Origin of the sequence: Arthrobacter sp. H-02-3 (genome assembly GCF_003097355.1) — a bacterium.
In the GTDB taxonomy this organism is placed as follows: domain Bacteria; phylum Actinomycetota; class Actinomycetes; order Actinomycetales; family Micrococcaceae; genus Arthrobacter; species Arthrobacter humicola.
In genome coordinates this window covers 97,139-112,109 of record NZ_PYUI01000010.1, presented here as the reverse complement: position 1 = coordinate 112,109, position 14,971 = coordinate 97,139, and the positions used below count along the sequence as shown (strand labels likewise).

The window sequence follows — 14,971 nt, the reverse complement described above, 5'->3', positions numbered from 1 at the left end:
GCGACATATGACGATTCAGCCGATCGCATCCCAGCCAGTGACGCCGGCGGGAGCAGCCGCCCCGGCGTCTGCTGCCCGGACACCCGCCCAGACCATGGATGCCAACGTGTTCATGACCCTGCTCGTGGCCCAGCTCAAGAACCAGAACCCGAGCGCGCCCATGGACACCAACCAGATGATGAGCCAGACCCTCCAGCTCTCCACGATGGAAAAAATGACTGAACTGACCACCAACAGCAAGGAGGGTTTCTCCCTCCAGATGCGGACGGCGGCAGCCCAGCTGATCGGCCAGTCGGTGGGCTACACCCTCGCGGACGGCACCACCGGGACCGGTATCGCCAGCTCCGTCAGTTATGCGGGCTCGGTCCCGGCCGTCAAGGTCGGCGACATCACCGTTCCCCTCGACTCCATCACCGGGCTTACTGCTCCGGCCGCATCCTAACCAGTTCTTTACCCGTAGAAAGGCAGTTCCCATGCTCCGCTCGCTGTACTCCGGAATCTCCGGCCTTCGCGCCCACCAGACCATGCTCGACGTCACCGGCAACAACATCGCCAACGTCAACACCGCCGGCTTCAAGGCATCCTCCACCCAGTTCCAGGACACCCTGTCCCAGCTGCAGCAGGGCGCCTCCGGTCCGCAGGCCGGAACCGGCGGCAGCAACCCCGCCCAGATCGGTCTCGGCGTCCGCGTGGCCGGAGTCACCACCAATTTCAGCCAGGGCTCTTCGCAGAGCACCGGCCGCGCCACGGACATGATGATCTCCGGTGACGGTTTCTTCGTGACCAGCAAGGTCGGCCAGCAGCTCTTCACCCGCGCCGGCTCGTTCAGCCCCGACGCGGCCAACCAGCTGGTGAGCCCCGACGGCGGCATCCTCCAGGGCTGGACCGCCACCAACGGCGTGATCAACGCCGGTTCTCCCGTCGGCGACATCACGCTGAACCCCAACACCATGGTTGCGAAGGCCACGGACACGGTGACCATGGACGGGAACCTGCCCAGCGATGCCCTCGTTACCGACGCTCCACTGGACCGCGTCGTCAATGTCTACGACGCGGCAGGCGCCGAGCGCAGCCTGACAGTGACATTCGCCAAGAGCGCTAGCGGCTGGAACGTCACCGCAAAAGACGGGGCAACGACGTCGACCATTCAGCTCGCGCAGCAGTCGAACGGCCAGCTCACCCCCAGCGGGGCCTTGAGCGTATCCGGCATCACGGTGGACCTCTCCAAGGTCTCCGGCTACGCCTCCATGAGCTCCCTGACGGTCAGCGGCCAGAACGGCGCCGCCGTCGGCAAGCTCGAGTCCTACACGCTGGGCAACGACGGCTCCCTGGTGGGGTCCTTCAGCAACGGCATCAAGCAGGTCCTGGCCAAGATCGCCCTCGCCAAGTTCACCAACCCCGGTGGCCTGGAGAAAGCCGGTGGCTCCTCCTACGTGGCCACCGGCAACTCCGGCGGCGTGCAGTTGGGTGCTGCGGGCGACCCCGGCATGGGCACCCTTACCGCCGGATCCCTGGAAATGTCCAACGTGGACCTGTCCCAGGAATTCACCAACCTCATCGTCGCGCAGCGCGGCTTCCAGGCCAACGCCCGCATCATCACCACCTCGGATGAGGTTCTGCAGGAACTGACCCAGCTGAAGCGCTAGCCCCGGGGTTGCTCTATCACTTATGGCTGCTATTCGAGCGGCGAGGCAGCCATAAGTGATAGAGCAACGGGTGTTTAGCGGGCCGAACCGGTGCCAAGGGCGATCCGTACCTTGCGCACCGCGCCCCGAAAGTCGTTGGCCAGATCGTCGGCGTTCAACTTGAAGTACCGCCATCCAGCGGCATGGAAGACTTCGTCGCGGCGGTAGTCCCGGGTTTGCTGTTCGCGCGTGCGGTGGTGGGCGCCGTCGTACTGGATGGCTATGCGCTGTTTGCGGTAGCCCATGTCCGCGGCGGGTGAGTACGGGTCCTCCGGGACAAGCCGCAGCTGCAACTCCGGTTCCGGGAGTCCGGCCGCGGTGAGCGCCAGCCGCAAGAACGTCTCCGGTGCGGAGTCGGCACCGGCACGGATCAGCTCGGCCGCCTGGCGGGCCTTCACGATCCCCTGGAACTTCGGATGATGCTTGAGCATCGACCGCAGTTCCTCGCGTGTCGCCCACGGTTCGGTGCGGATCTCCAGACCCGGGCGCGGCTGACGCACGAGCTGATCGCCCACTGCCACGAGGGCTTCCAACGGCAGGACGCGGGCAAGGTCCAGCCAAGTGCGGGCCGGGGTCGAAATGCGGATACCGTCCAGCACCGTGACCTCGTCCGGGAAGGCGAGGACGGTGTGCCCCACGACGCCCTCCCGCCGGACCGGTGGCAGCGCTTTGGGCTTGCTGAGATGCAATTCCCGGCTTCCGCACAACCAAGCCGGAAGCCACAGCCCGTGGATCACTGCAGCGGTCAGATGCGAGATCCAGCCGCCCGGCGTCGCCGCCGAGAGTGCGCGTGCCAGGCTTCGGATCTCAAAGTCCCAGCCGGCCGGCAGATAGATCAACCGGCCGGCCGGGGCGATGTCGGATGCACGGAGCCGGGACCGGCTCAGGTTTGCAGCTCTCGCCTCATGCACGGTGAACGGGGCATCCGACAAATGGGAGGGCAATGGCTCGGCAGGTCGCATGCGGACCATTGTTGCCGCAAAGGCGTGATGCTGCCGGCGTTATCCACAGCCCCCCGTTGCGCTATCACTTATGGTTGCCAAAACGTCGAAATGGCCGCCATAAGTGATGGCGCAACAAGAGGGGAAGGGCGGCCGCGGCGCTCGCGGTCAGCCGGCCTGCCAGGACACGGGAAGATGCTTTACCCCATAGACGATCGTGCTTTCCATCCGCTCCAGCTGCGCCCCGGGGTCCACTGCCAGCCCGGGCAACCGGGAGAGCACGGCCTGCAGCGCGATCCTGGCCTCGAGCCGGGCCAGGGGAGCCCCGAGGCAGAAGTGGATGCCCTGCCCGAAGGCGAGGTGACGGTTGGGTGAGCGGCCGACGTCGAACACATCGGGATCCGGGAACTGATCCCCGTCGCGGTTCGCCGAGCCGATCCAGGCCACGAGGGGCGACCCCGCAGGAATCGACCGGTCGCGCAGCGTGGTGTCCACGGCCGAGATCCGGTACATGGACTGTACGGGGGAGCGGTAGCGCAGCACCTCTTCGATCGCCTGCGGGAGCAGGGCCGGGTCGGCGACAAGGCGCTCCGCCGTGCCCGGCGATTCGGCGAAGCACAGCACGGCATTGCCGATCAGGTTGGTGGTGGTCTCGTTGCCCGCGACGAGCAGCAGGGCGCAGAATCCGAGCAGCTCGATGACGCTGAGTTTCTGCCCGTCGATCTCGGCCGCGAGGAGCGCGCTGATCAAATCACTGCCCGGCTGGCGGCGCCGCTCCTCGATCATGCCCATGAAGTACTCCGCCATTTCCCGGTGGGTATCGGGGTGGCCGGACTCGTCGGCGCCCGGGGCTTGGCTCACGATCATGTCAGACCACTGCTTAAACCGGTCCCGGTCTGCGGCCGGAATGCCCATGAGCTCCGCGATCACGATCACCGGGAGTGGATAGGCCAGCTGATCGATCAGGTCCGTGCTGCCCGTGGCAACGACCGGATCCAGTAACTCGTGCGTGAGTGCCAAGATGCGCGGTGCGAGTGCTTCCACCGACCGCGGCGTGAACGCCTGCGTCACGAGGGAACGCAGCTGGCGGTGTCTGGGCGGATCCGTATTGATCAGGCTGGCCGCGAACAGTTGCCCTGTTTCGGTTGGATTGTCCCCGCCCATTCGGGAAGAAAACGTGGCGTGCTCGGACAGAACGCGCTGCACGTCGTCATAGCCGAAGACGTGCCAGACACCGGTCTCCTCATCCTGGAAGACGGGGTCGCTGCGCCGCATGGCTTCGTACTGGGGAAACGGGTTCAACGGCTCCAGAGCCGGAAAATGCACCATGGCTGGCCTTCCTGATGAGGCGGGCGGCCGATGCGTCGTGGGGCAAAACTAAGAGCTGTGAACGCGATGGATCAACCGCATCGGACCAAGGCTCCAACGGGGCGGGCCGCATGGCCCCGTCAGGACCCACCCTAGTACCGCCCGGCATGCGGCGCACAGGAAATCACCGGCAATTACAGGCAATCACAGTAAATCCTGTCGCCTCGGCCACCCGTCAGCGCCGGCGCCTGGCCCGGCCGCCTAACGAAGGGGCAGGGGCTGCCGACAGTACGGAGGAGAACACCCTTCCCCTCACAGAGCAGAATCGGCCCATGATCGTCGTCACACGCCTCAACGGAACGCGCTTCGCGGTCAATCCGGACCTCATCGAACGCATCCACGAGAGCCCGGATACGCATTTGGTGACGCTCGACGGCGCCGCCTACGTGGTCCTGGAAAGCCTCGCGGAAGTGGTCGAGCTCATCGCCGACTACCGGGCTTACATCCTGAGTAAGGCCCGGGACTTCCCGGCCATCACCGGTTATCCGCTGAGCCTGGTCCGGACTGTTGAGCCGGACGACGATACCGACGACACAGACGACACCGACGGAGCCGGAACCACGGCGCCCGTGAAACCCAGAAAGTAACCATGGATCCCGCAACAGTCATCGGACTGCTCCTCGCCTTTGGCTCAGTTATCGCCATGGTGTCCCTTGAAGGCGCCAGCCTGTCGGCACTGCTTCTCCCGGCCCCCATGATCCTGGTCTTCGGTGCCACGCTCGCCGTCGGGATCGCCGGCAACACCCTCAAAGACGTCGTCCAGGCGTTCAAAGCGCTGCCCAAAATGTTCCAAGGCAAGACGGCGAAGCCGCAGGAAAGCATCGACCAGATGGTCCGCTTCGCCGAAAAGGCCCGCAGCGAGGGCCTGTTGTCCCTGGAGGAAGAAGCGGCCAGCGTCAAAGATCCCTTCCTCGCCCGTGCACTCCAGAACATCGCCGACGGCACCGACGCCGAGGACCTCCGGATGCTGATGGAGGACGAGATCGATTCGAAGTCCCGCAGCGACCACGCCAACGCCAAATTCTTCGCCAGCCTCGGTGGCTATGCCCCGACTGTGGGCATCATCGGCACCGTGGTGTCCCTCACCCACGTCCTGGAAAACCTCTCCACCCCGGACCATCTGGGCCCGATGATCGCGGCAGCCTTCGTCGCCACCCTGTGGGGCCTGCTCTCGGCCAACTTCATCTGGCTTCCCTTCAGCGCCCGGATGAGCCGGCTCTCGGAACTGGACATCGAGCGGATGACGCTGCTCATGGAAGGCATGCTGTCGGTCCAGTCCGGCGCCCAGCCGCTGCTGCTCGCCGAACGGCTCCGTGCCATGGTCCCGGAGCACCAGCTCAAGAGCACGGCTCGGGGCGGCAAGAAGAGTGACGGCGACAAACCCGGCAAGATGGACCAGGCCGCGTGAGCCCCAGGCGGCGCGGACGCAAGAAGCCGGAAGAACACCACGTCGACGAACGGTGGATGGCGTCCTACATGGACATGGTCACCGTGCTGATGTGCATGTTCATCGTCCTCTTCGCGATGTCCACCGTCGATGCGAACAAGTTCGAAAAGCTCCGCAACTCCCTGGCCACGGGCTTCGGCGCGGTTGCGTCGCAGACAGTGGACACGGCGTCGGGCACCGTGGTGCCGCCGGAACTCGTGGATAAGAACCTCGAGGCGTTCGCCGCCGTGAAGGGCGCGGCAACGGCGTCGCCCGAGAACATGGCCGAGGCGATCAAGGAAGTGGACCGGCTCAAGGCGCTGCAGGCGAAAATGCAGGCCGGCCTGGCAGCGGCCGGGCTGAGCGAAAACGTCGAGTTCCAGATCGACCAACGCGGCCTGACGGTCAAGCTCGTCGGGTCACAGGCCTTCTTCGAGCCCGACCGGCCCGAACTCACGTCCCGGGCCACCCGGGTCCTGCAGATCATCTCCCCGGTGCTGAAGCCGGCCGGGATGGAAATCATGGTCGAGGGGCATGCCGCGAACGGCATTACGGCCTACCCGTCCACCTGGGAACTGTCCTCGGCACGTGCCGTCAACGTCCTGCGTTACATGGTGGACGACGGCGGCATTGCCCCCGCGACCATCGGCGCCGTCGCCTTCGGCTCGGCCCGCCAGGTCAACGACGATTCCACCCCGGAGCTCATGGAGCGGAACCGCCGGGTGGACATCGTGGTCATTTCGGACAAGCCCGACGTCGTCCGCGCCCTCATTCCGGAAGCGTTGAAGCTGAGCGAGAAATAGGCTGTCCCTTGCTTACGGCGGATTGCACCGTATTGCCTAAGGCATACTGCTTACGCCGGCGGGTCCCTTGCCGATAGTGGCAACCGTGAGTGTTCTGGATGAGCGGGAAGTGGCGCGGGAGCGGACCGTCAGCGTCTATGACTTCCGCCGTCCTGCGACGCTCGCGCGCGAACACAGCCGTGTGCTGGAGCTCGCCTTCGAAACCTTCGCCCGCCAGTGGGGAACCCAGTTGACCGCCAAGGTCCGGGTCAAGTCCGTGGTGCGCCTCGAAGACGTGAGCATGCTCAGCTACGACGAATACGCCGCGTCCCTGCCCGCCGTCACCGCCATGGTCCTGTGCACCGTGGAAGCCCAGGACTCCAAGCTGGTGGTGCAGTTCCCCGGCCCGGCCGCCCTTGGCTGGGTCAACCGCATGCTCGGCGCCTCGAATGATTCGCCCATGCCGGACCGGAAATTTACCCAGATCGAGCAGGCCTTGATCAAGGGCCTCATGGACGAGGCCCTCGAAGACCTCGGCTACTCGCTGGGCCCGCTGCTCAGCGAGACCGTCCGGGTGGACACCATCCAGTACAACTCCCAATTCGCCCAGGCCGCTGCGCCGAGCGAACTGATGATCGTCGCCTCCTTCACCATGAGTGTCGGCGACGTCAACGCCCCCGCCACCCTGGCCGTTCCGGCCGCCATCCTGCTGGGACGGCTCAAGAAGGTCAACCCCACCGACAACCGCGGCGACGCCGCAGCGCGCATCAGCGCCCAGCTGGAGCAGGTGCCGGTGGAATTGTCGGTGCGGCTTTCGACGTCGTTCGTCACCCCCGGCCAGGTCCTGGGCCTCGCCGTCGGCGACGTCCTGACCCTGCCCCACCTGGAAAACCGGCCCTTTGACCTCACCCTGGACGGAACCCGGCTGGCCACCGCCGCACCGGCCCGCAACGGCTCCCGCGCGGCCGCAGTCATTGTCACAATCGAGGAGAACCAACGATGAGCATCACCCTGACCAAGCACGAATTGTCGGCGGAGCGGCTCGTCGAGGAACTGCCCAGCCCGGTGGCCCTGAAGGTCGTCGCCCTGGTGCCCGCCCGCGCCGCTGCGGCCTACGCCCGCCAGGCGGTCACGGCGACCTTCGTCGGCGCGGTCACCGCCGACCTCGCGCTCATGCTCAGCGACCGCACCTTCCTTGACGAGGCGGCCGGCGCCGGGACCCAGCTGGGACACGTCTCCGTGACCGATGTGCTGCGCCCGGCCATGGAAAGCGCCAGCTCCGTCTTCGGGGCCGGCGTCCTGTCCGACCTGCGCGAATCCGATGTCTCCGGGCTCCTCTCGGACCCCGACACGGCCGTCTTTGAACTGTCCGACGGCAGCAACGCCGCGGCCTGGTTTGCTGTCCGGCTCCGAGAACACGGCAACAGCCAGGACCGCGCCGGGGACGTCTTCGCCGCCGGGGACACGGCGGCCGGCCGGCTCGGCCGCATCAACAACATCGAGATGGCCTTGACCGTGGAGATCGGCCGCACCCGGATGTCCGTCCGCGACGTGCTCTCCCTGGAACCGGGCAAGATCATCGAACTGGACCGCTCCGCCGGAGCCCCCGCGGACATCCTGCTCAACGGCCGCCTGATCGCGCACGGCGAAGTGGTGGTCCTGGACCAGGACTACGCAGTGCGGATCACCCGCATCCTCGACGTCGCCGAGGGACTCAGCTGAATGGACGCACTGATCCTCGGGCTACGGGTAGTCGTGGCCCTGGGCGCGGTGCTTGGCCTCATGTGGTTCCTGCAGCGCCGGTTGGGCAAAGGCACCGGACGGCGCCGGGCTGACCGCGCCCTGACCATCGTCAGCCGGCAGAGCCTCGGACAGAAAGCCTCCGTGGTGGTGGTCGACGCCGCCGGGCAGCGCTTCCTGCTGGGCGTCACCGAACACGCCGTGAACGTCCTGCACACGGGGGATATCCCGCCCGAACCCGAAGACGTCCCGGTCCCCGGCATCAGCCGCGGCTTCGGGGATTTCGCCCGCATCCTCGCCGACGCCCGGCCGCTCGCCGGTGACCACTTCAGCAGCCAGCCGGGCCGCCCGGCCGCGGACGGCCACAACGGACTGCTCGCTGACGGCCCGGTCGTTGAGAACGCCGACGGCGGCCCGGACCTGCCGCCGTCGCGCCGCAGTTCCCTGCACCGGAACCCGCACACCCGCGGCCCCGCCAGCCGTGGCAGTACTGCCGGCGCCCCGGCCCATCCGCCCCTGCACGGGTCCATCCTTGCCGGCTCCACGTGGAAGCAGGCCGCCGCCGCTCTCAGGAGCGGACGCCGCAATTGATCCGCCCCCTCACCACAGGCACGACCCGCCTGCGTCCCGCCCGCACTGGACCCTTCCGCCTCCTGGCCCTGGGGCTCGCCGCCGTGCTGTTTGCGGTCCTTCTGGTGTGGCTGAACGCCTCCACCGGCCACGCAGCACCCATCGACCCGGCCCCGCCGGTGGCGCCGACCGATCCGGCCACTCCCGGAACCGGGAACGTCAACATCCAGATCAACGGGGTGGACGGCAAACCCTCCACCGCCGTCCTGACCCTGATCGGGATCACGCTGCTGGCCGTTGCGCCCTCGCTGCTGCTGATGATGACGTCCTTCACCAAGATCTTCGTGGTCCTGGCGATGACCCGCAACGCGCTTTCCCTGCCGTCCATCCCGCCCAACCAGGTGCTGGCGGGGCTGGCACTGTTCCTGTCGATCTTTGTGATGTGGCCCGTCATCAACGAGATGAACACCGCCGGCATCCAGCCGTACCTCAACGGCACCCTGGACTTCAACGGTGCGGTCAGCGCCGCATCGGGTCCGCTGCAGCACTTCATGCTCGCTCACACGAGGGAAGAGGACATCGCCCTGATGTCCCGCGCCGCCGGCGCCGAGAACCCTGCCACCCCTGAGGCCGTCCCGCTGCAGACCCTCATTCCGGCCTTCATGATCTCCGAGCTTCGTGCCGCATTCATCATCGGCTTCGTCATCTTCATCCCGTTCCTCGTGATCGACCTCGTGGTGTCCGCGGCCCTGATGTCCATGGGCATGATGATGCTGCCGCCGGTCATGATCTCGCTGCCCTTCAAGATCCTGCTCTTCGTCCTCGTGGACGGCTGGGGCCTGGTCATCACCGCGCTCGTGCAAAGCTATGCGGGCAGCGGATGAACGCCAACGCCGTCCTGGACATCTGCCTCCAGGCCATGATCGTGGCCGCCAAGCTCGCCGCACCCGTGCTGGTCACGGCGCTGGTGGTGGGCCTGGCCATCTCGCTGCTGCAGTCCATCACACAGCTGCAGGAAGCCACCCTGTCCTTCGTGCCGAAGGCCGCCGCCGTGGCCGTGGCCCTGATCGTCTGCGGACACTGGATGATTTCGGAGATGGTTACGTTCACGAACGACCTCTTCGCGAAGATTCCATCCCTGCTCGGAGGCCTGTGAGGTGGGCATCCCCATCGACCCGAGCTGGCTGGAAGTCCTCCTGCTGGCCACGGTCCGGATGACCGCCTTCCTGATCGTGGCACCGCCGTTCTCGCACCAGGCATTTCCGGGGCGCGTGAAGGCCATGCTGGGACTGGGCCTGGGGCTGGCAGTGACCCAGCGCCTGGCGGGCGGGTACACGCCCCGCGATACCGCCGGGTTCCTCACCGGAGTGGTCCTGGAGCTTGTCACGGGCTTTGCCCTGGGATTCCTGGTCCTGGTGATCTTCTCCGCCATCCAGTCCGCCGGCAGCCTGATCGACCTCGCCAGCGGTTTCCAGATGGCCCAGGCCTTCGACCCCCAAATGATGGTCAACGGCGCCCAGTTCACCCGCCTCCTGCAGATGGCGGCGCTGGCCCTGCTGTTCGCCTCCGACGGCTACCAGCTGGTCATCACGGGCCTCACCGGCAGTTTCGCGGCCCTGCCCCTGGCCGGGGGAATAGACCTGACGCAGCCCGTCCAGGCCATCATTGCGGCAGTATCCGGCATGTTCCTGGCCGCCGTGCAGATAGCCGGGCCCCTGCTGGTGGTCCTGTTCCTCGCCGACGTCGGACTCGGCCTCCTGACCCGCGTTGCACCGGCGCTGAACGCGTTCTCGCTGGGCTTCCCGCTCAAGATCCTCCTGACCCTCATGCTGGCCGGCTTCATGTTCCTGGCCCTGCCGCGGATCGTTTCCAGCCTCGCCGGACAGGCGGCCAAAGCTGTGCTGGGGGTGGGCTGATGGCGGATTCACAGGAGAAGACCGAGCAAGCCACCGACAAACGGATGAGGGAGGTCCGTTCCAAGGGCCAGCTCTCCCGTTCGCAGGACCTCACCGCCTGGGTGGGCGTGGGTGCGGCCGCCCTCATGTTGCCCAGCACTGTGGAGCGGGGCGCCAACGCCGCCGCGGACCAGCTCTTCAGCATCCGCGGCATCATCTCGGCACCCGACCCCGGCAAAGCCGTCCAGGCGCTGGAGGACGGTTTTGCGTCCATCGCCGGCATTGTCGGGCCCCTGCTGGTCGTCGTGTTCCTGGCCGTCCTGGCCGCCTCCGCCCTGCAGGGCGGCGTCCACCTGAAGAAATTCCGGTTCGAATTCGAGCACTTCAACCTGCTCAGCGGGGTCAAGCGGCTTTTCGGCGCCCAGGCGGTGTGGGGCGGCATCAAAGCGCTGCTGAAGGCAAGCGTGGTGGGGCTGGTGCTGTACATGGTGGTGCAGGGGCTCGTCCCGGTGCTGCTGACCGCGGGAGGACTCCCCGTGGCTGGTGTTACGGCGGCAGCGGCCGGCGGCATCGCCTCCCTGGTCCAGTTCGCTGTGGCCGCCGGCATCGTGCTGGCCGCGGCGGACTTCTTCGTCGTCATGCGGCGCAACCGCAAGAAGACCCGGATGTCCAAGAAGGAAGTCCAGGACGAGAACAAGAACAGCGAGGGCGACCCGCTGATCCGGTCCCAGCGCAGGGCCCGCCAGATGGCCATGAGCCGGAACCGCATGATCGCCGCGATCGGTGATGCCGACGTCGTCCTGGTCAACCCCACGCACGTGGCCGTGGCCCTCAAATACGAGCCCGGCAAGTCAGCCCCCCGCGTGGTGGCCAAGGGCGCCGGCCACGTGGCCGCCAGGATCAGGGCAGAAGCCGAGCAGAAGAACGTGCCCATGGTCCAGGACATCCCGCTGGCCAGGGCCCTCCACGGAGCCTGTGAGCTGGGCGATGAGATCCCGGTGGACTTCTACCGGGCGGTGGCCGGCGTCCTCGCGTTCGTCATGGCGCTCAAGGCCCGGGGCGCCGCCGCCGGGATGCACCGCATGAGCCGCCCGGCCGCCATTGTGGGAGGCGCTGCATGAGGCACCGCATGAGGCAACGGCAGATGAAGCGCCGCGGTAAAACTTTGGGAATCAGCGTCTGTGAAAGGACCGCACCATGAACAACAGGCTGAACCGGCTGGCGGTGCCAATCGGCATCGTGGGGATCGTGCTGCTGCTGGTGGTTCCCGTGCCCGCGCCCCTGCTCGACTTCCTCATCGTCTGCAACATCCTGCTGGCACTGCTGGTGCTGCTGACCAGCATGTTCGTGAAGAAGCCCCTGGACTTCTCCGTGTTCCCCTCCCTGCTGCTGGTGGCCACGCTGTTCCGGCTGGGCCTGAACGTCGCCTCCACCCGCCTGGTCCTGGGCAACGGGTACGCCGGGCAGGTCATTGAGGCCTTCGGCAAGGTGACGGTCGGCGGTTCCATGATCATCGGCGCGGTGGTGTTCCTGATCCTTGTGGTGATCCAGTTCGTCGTGGTCACCAAGGGCGCCGAGCGCGTGGCCGAGGTGGGCGCGCGCTTCACCCTCGATGCCATGCCCGGCAAGCAGATGGCGATCGACGCCGACCTCAACGCCGGGCTCCTCACCGACACCCAGGCCAGGGAACGGCGGGCCGAGGTCTCAGCCGAGGCAGACTTCTACGGCGCCATGGACGGCGCCTCGAAGTTCGTCAAGGGCGATGCCATCGCGGGCATCATCATTATCATCATCAACTTCGTCGGCGGCATTGCCATCGGCATGATCCAGCGCGGCCTGGACATCGGCGACGCCCTGAACACCTACGGCCTGCTGACCATGGGAGACGGGCTCGTCACCCAGATCCCGGCCTTGCTCATGGCCGTCTCCACCGGCATGATCGTGACCCGGTCCAACGCCGAGTCGGACATGGGCCGGACCGCGTCCACCCAGCTGCTGCAGTCACCCAACGCGCTCATGATCGCCGGTGTCGCCGCCATGGCCATGGCCCTGATCCCCGGCATGCCGCCCATCCCGTTCATCCTGGTCGGCGCCGCACTGATCCTCGCCTCCCGCCGCACCGCCGCCAGCCAGCAGCTGGCGGAGAGGGCCCGGGAGGCCGAGTCCACCGCGCTGAATTTCCCGGAGATGGACCCCAACGAGAAACTTCTGGAGGACATGCGCATCCACCCCGTGGAGATCCTGCTGGCTCCGGACCTTGTGGACATGGTCTCGGGCGCCTCTGACGACCTCCTGGCCCGGGTCCGCTCCCTCCGGCACAAGATCGCCATGGAACTGGGCCTCGTCATCCCGCCCGTGCGCACCCGGGACAGTGTGGACCTGCCGCCGGCCACCTATTCGATCCGGATCGCGGGCGTGGAAGCCGGGCGCGGCACGGCCCCCAGCGGCCAGATGCTCGCCCTGGGCGACAACCTGGACTCGCTCCCCGGTCCTGCGATGATCGAACCCGTGTTCGGGCTCGCCGGGAAGTGGATTCCGGGGGAGATGCGCCACAACGCCGAAATGACCGGTGCCACCGTGATCGACAGGGTCTCCGTCCTGGTCACCCACCTGTCCTCGATCGTCTCGGCGAACGCGGCCCGGCTGCTGTCCCGCGAGGACGTCCGCGTCCTGACCGAGGGCGTGCGCAAGCAAAGCCCCTCCGCCGTCGACGAACTGACCCCCGCCCTGCTCTCCCTCGCCGAGCTGCAACGCGTCCTCCAAGGGCTCCTGGACGAGCAGGTGCCCATCAACGACCTCGCCCGGATCTACGAGGCCCTCACGCTGCGCGCCAAGATCTCCACGGACCCGGAATCGCTCGTCGAAGCCGCCCGGCAGGCCCTCGGCCCCGCCCTCACGGCCAAGTTCATGGACGGTCCGGTACTCAACGTCATCATGATCGATCCCGTCCTGGAGCAGCACATGCTCGAGGACATGCGGCCCGCGGAAGGCGGCAGCCAGATCGTCATGGGGCAGGACAGGCTCGACGCCGTGCTGCGGTCCGTGAGCTCCGCCGTCGACGCCGCGGCCGCCGCCAACCGCCAGGCCGTGCTCGTGTGCGCCCCGGCGCTCCGGCCGGCCATCCACCGCCTCGTGGGGGCACAGCCGGGGTCGGTTCCGGTGCTGTCCTACCGCGAGGTGACCTCTGCCAATGTCCGGATCGAGACAGTAGGAGTCGTGCGCCATGCCGAACCGCTATCGGCTTAAGGGGGCCTCGCTCGAGGAGATCCGCCGCAAGGCGGAGCAGCAGTACGGGCCGGCCGCCCGGATCGTGTCCGCCGAACGGGTCAGTAGTCCCGGAATCGCCGGGCTCTTCGCCCAGGACCGCTACGAGGCCATGGTTGAGGTCCTGCCCAAGCATGAAGTCGTCACCGGCGAAGTGGTGCCCGACGCCGACATCCTCGCCGGGGCCGACGCAGACGCCGCTGCCAGCCCCCCCATTGGCACCGCCGCCGGCGGGACCCGCGCGACGGCCTCCGCGGGGAAGCTTCCCGATGCCGGGAAGTTCGACGCCGGCGCTGCCGCCGGCGCCAAGGCCGCGGCGGCTCCGTCCGCGTCCCTCGCCGGGGAGCGGGGCGGGCCGCCCGAGGCCCGCCCCGCCGTCGGACCGGCCCATCACCTTCACGGATCCGCCATCGCCGCACTGCTGGAAGAGGCAGACGCTGCTGAACTGAGCTTGCACCGGCCCGCAGCTGCAGGGGTTTCCACCGAGTCGCGGGACTTCGCCGAGATCCTGGAGCAGCTCGGCGCCGGACTGCGCGCCCCGGCGGAACCGGTGGCCGGTCCTGCGGGGCGTGCCGCCGGAACCCCCGCCGGCCCGCTTTCCGCCCCCGGAACTCCGGCAACCCAAGCTCCCGCCGTTGCCGGTTCCATCGTTCACCCTCCTGCCGTTCCGGCGTCTGACACCGGGATCCCTGCCGTAAAGGTGGCTGCCGCCCGCGACGCCGGGCGCCCCGAGACGCCGCTGGCAGCGGCCCCGGTCCCGGTCCCGGTCCCGGTCCCGCTGAGGGGCGTCGGCGACCTCGTGGCCCTGGTCGGGCTGGGGGACGACGCCATGGATGCCGCCCTGGCGATGTCCATGGCCGCCGGCGGTGCGGATGTGCGGACCGCCGGCGACCTCTCCGCCTACGGCCACCTGCACGTTGACGGCCGCCAAGGCGCCACGGCCGCCCGCGCGCACGCTGTGGTCACGGAGCGCACCGTCCTGGTGGCGTTCGGAATCGGCAGGGCCCGGAACACCCTGGCCCGGGTGCAGTCCGTGGCCGCGCTCTCGGCCGACCAGATCTGGGTGGTGGTCGACGCAGGGCGCAAGCATGAGGACACGGCGCGCTGGGTCGGCGTACTCGCGGCCCAGCTCAACCTGACCGCCGTGGCGGTGGTCGGCGCCTCGGAGACCGGAAGCCCGGAAAGCGTCAACGCCCTGGGACTGCCCGTGGGCTGGATCGACGCGCGCCCGGCCGGCCCTGATGTGACATGGCAGAACCGGCGGGAATCGTCCGGCGCTCTCCGCGGCGAAGGGTAGATT

16 protein-coding genes are annotated in these 14,971 nt (G+C 67.7%); 14 read left to right on the top strand and 2 right to left on the bottom strand.

Translation table 11 applies throughout. The features are described from left to right. Positions 1–7 precede the first annotated feature (7 nt). The gene (locus tag C9424_RS11715; protein ID WP_116766998.1) at positions 8–442 is read left to right on the top strand and encodes a flagellar hook assembly protein FlgD; all 435 of its coding nucleotides are present in this window, start codon (positions 8–10) and stop codon (positions 440–442) included. Positions 443–473: 31 nt separating this feature from the next. Beyond that, complete coding sequence (locus C9424_RS11710) at positions 474–1,646, top strand: flagellar hook protein FlgE (RefSeq protein WP_116766997.1); 1,173 nt, start codon at positions 474–476, stop codon at positions 1,644–1,646. A gap of 74 nt (positions 1,647–1,720) precedes the next feature. On the opposite strand, the gene C9424_RS11705 is transcribed toward C9424_RS11710, so the two are convergent. Together C9424_RS11705 and C9424_RS11700 are read right to left on the bottom strand one after the other, a co-directional pair. Further along, a complete protein-coding gene (locus C9424_RS11705) occupies positions 1,721–2,647 on the bottom strand; it encodes a DUF559 domain-containing protein (protein ID WP_116767041.1) in 927 nt (308 codons plus the stop codon). 147 nt (positions 2,648–2,794) lie between these two features. After that, the gene (locus C9424_RS11700; RefSeq protein WP_116766996.1) at positions 2,795–3,955 is read right to left on the bottom strand and encodes a cytochrome P450; all 1,161 of its coding nucleotides are present in this window, start codon (positions 3,953–3,955) and stop codon (positions 2,795–2,797) included. Positions 3,956–4,266: 311 nt separating this feature from the next. On the opposite strand from C9424_RS11700, the gene C9424_RS11695 reads away from it, so the two are divergent. From C9424_RS11695 to C9424_RS11640, 12 genes are all read left to right on the top strand, one after another. Then, positions 4,267–4,581, top strand: a complete 315-nt coding sequence (locus tag C9424_RS11695) for a flagellar FlbD family protein (protein ID WP_116766995.1) — start codon at positions 4,267–4,269, stop codon at positions 4,579–4,581. Between the two features lie 2 nt (positions 4,582–4,583). Beyond that, the gene (locus tag C9424_RS11690; RefSeq protein ID WP_116766994.1) at positions 4,584–5,402 is read left to right on the top strand and encodes a motility protein A; all 819 of its coding nucleotides are present in this window, start codon (positions 4,584–4,586) and stop codon (positions 5,400–5,402) included. Continuing rightward, on the top strand, positions 5,399–6,223 hold the full coding sequence (locus tag C9424_RS11685; protein WP_116766993.1) for an OmpA/MotB family protein: 825 nt from the start codon (positions 5,399–5,401) through the stop codon (positions 6,221–6,223). Before C9424_RS11690 ends, C9424_RS11685 begins: the two co-directional genes overlap by 4 nt. A gap of 85 nt (positions 6,224–6,308) precedes the next feature. Then, on the top strand, positions 6,309–7,205 hold the full coding sequence (locus C9424_RS11680; protein ID WP_237563415.1) for a flagellar motor switch protein FliM: 897 nt from the start codon (positions 6,309–6,311) through the stop codon (positions 7,203–7,205). Then, entirely contained in the window at positions 7,202–7,924 is a 723-nt protein-coding gene (gene fliN, locus C9424_RS11675; RefSeq protein WP_116766992.1) for a flagellar motor switch protein FliN, read from the top strand. The genes C9424_RS11680 and fliN overlap by 4 nt, the downstream gene beginning before the upstream one ends. Beyond that, positions 7,925–8,533 (top strand): flagellar biosynthetic protein FliO, encoded by a 609-nt coding sequence (gene fliO, locus C9424_RS11670; protein WP_116766991.1) that lies wholly within the window; start codon positions 7,925–7,927, stop codon positions 8,531–8,533. Continuing rightward, positions 8,530–9,396, top strand: a complete 867-nt coding sequence (gene fliP, locus C9424_RS11665) for a flagellar type III secretion system pore protein FliP (RefSeq protein WP_116766990.1) — start codon at positions 8,530–8,532, stop codon at positions 9,394–9,396. The genes fliO and fliP overlap by 4 nt, the downstream gene beginning before the upstream one ends. After that, the gene (fliQ, locus tag C9424_RS11660; protein ID WP_090956900.1) at positions 9,393–9,668 is read left to right on the top strand and encodes a flagellar biosynthesis protein FliQ; all 276 of its coding nucleotides are present in this window, start codon (positions 9,393–9,395) and stop codon (positions 9,666–9,668) included. The genes fliP and fliQ overlap by 4 nt, the downstream gene beginning before the upstream one ends. Position 9,669: 1 nt before the next feature. Next, positions 9,670–10,428 (top strand): flagellar biosynthetic protein FliR, encoded by a 759-nt coding sequence (locus C9424_RS11655; RefSeq protein ID WP_116766989.1) that lies wholly within the window; start codon positions 9,670–9,672, stop codon positions 10,426–10,428. Further along, complete coding sequence (locus C9424_RS11650) at positions 10,428–11,528, top strand: EscU/YscU/HrcU family type III secretion system export apparatus switch protein (protein WP_116766988.1); 1,101 nt, start codon at positions 10,428–10,430, stop codon at positions 11,526–11,528. Before C9424_RS11655 ends, C9424_RS11650 begins: the two co-directional genes overlap by 1 nt. Before the next feature lie 76 nt (positions 11,529–11,604). Further along, positions 11,605–13,653: a flagellar biosynthesis protein FlhA gene (locus C9424_RS11645; protein WP_116766987.1), complete on the top strand. Its 2,049-nt coding sequence runs from the start codon at positions 11,605–11,607 to the stop codon at positions 13,651–13,653. Next, a complete protein-coding gene (locus C9424_RS11640) occupies positions 13,631–14,968 on the top strand; it encodes a hypothetical protein (protein WP_116766986.1) in 1,338 nt (445 codons plus the stop codon). Before C9424_RS11645 ends, C9424_RS11640 begins: the two co-directional genes overlap by 23 nt. The last annotated feature ends 3 nt before the right edge of the window (positions 14,969–14,971 follow it).

Bases quoted from the DNA above. Each gene is read 5' to 3' on its own strand.
- C9424_RS11715 (WP_116766998.1), top strand. From the start codon at position 8: ATGACGATTCAGCCGATCGCATCCCAGCCAGTGACGCCGGCGGGAGCA.
- C9424_RS11710 (WP_116766997.1), top strand. From the start codon at position 474: ATGCTCCGCTCGCTGTACTCCGGAATCTCCGGCCTTCGCGCCCACCAG.
- C9424_RS11705 (WP_116767041.1), bottom strand. From the start codon at position 2,647: ATGCGACCTGCCGAGCCATTGCCCTCCCATTTGTCGGATGCCCCGTTC.
- C9424_RS11700 (WP_116766996.1), bottom strand. From the start codon at position 3,955: ATGGTGCATTTTCCGGCTCTGGAGCCGTTGAACCCGTTTCCCCAGTAC.
- C9424_RS11695 (WP_116766995.1), top strand. From the start codon at position 4,267: ATGATCGTCGTCACACGCCTCAACGGAACGCGCTTCGCGGTCAATCCG.
- C9424_RS11690 (WP_116766994.1), top strand. From the start codon at position 4,584: ATGGATCCCGCAACAGTCATCGGACTGCTCCTCGCCTTTGGCTCAGTT.
- fliN (WP_116766992.1), top strand. From the start codon at position 7,202: ATGAGCATCACCCTGACCAAGCACGAATTGTCGGCGGAGCGGCTCGTC.
- fliO (WP_116766991.1), top strand. From the start codon at position 7,925: ATGGACGCACTGATCCTCGGGCTACGGGTAGTCGTGGCCCTGGGCGCG.
- fliQ (WP_090956900.1), top strand. From the start codon at position 9,393: ATGAACGCCAACGCCGTCCTGGACATCTGCCTCCAGGCCATGATCGTG.
- C9424_RS11650 (WP_116766988.1), top strand. From the start codon at position 10,428: ATGGCGGATTCACAGGAGAAGACCGAGCAAGCCACCGACAAACGGATG.
- C9424_RS11645 (WP_116766987.1), top strand. From the start codon at position 11,605: ATGAACAACAGGCTGAACCGGCTGGCGGTGCCAATCGGCATCGTGGGG.
- C9424_RS11640 (WP_116766986.1), top strand. From the start codon at position 13,631: ATGCCGAACCGCTATCGGCTTAAGGGGGCCTCGCTCGAGGAGATCCGC.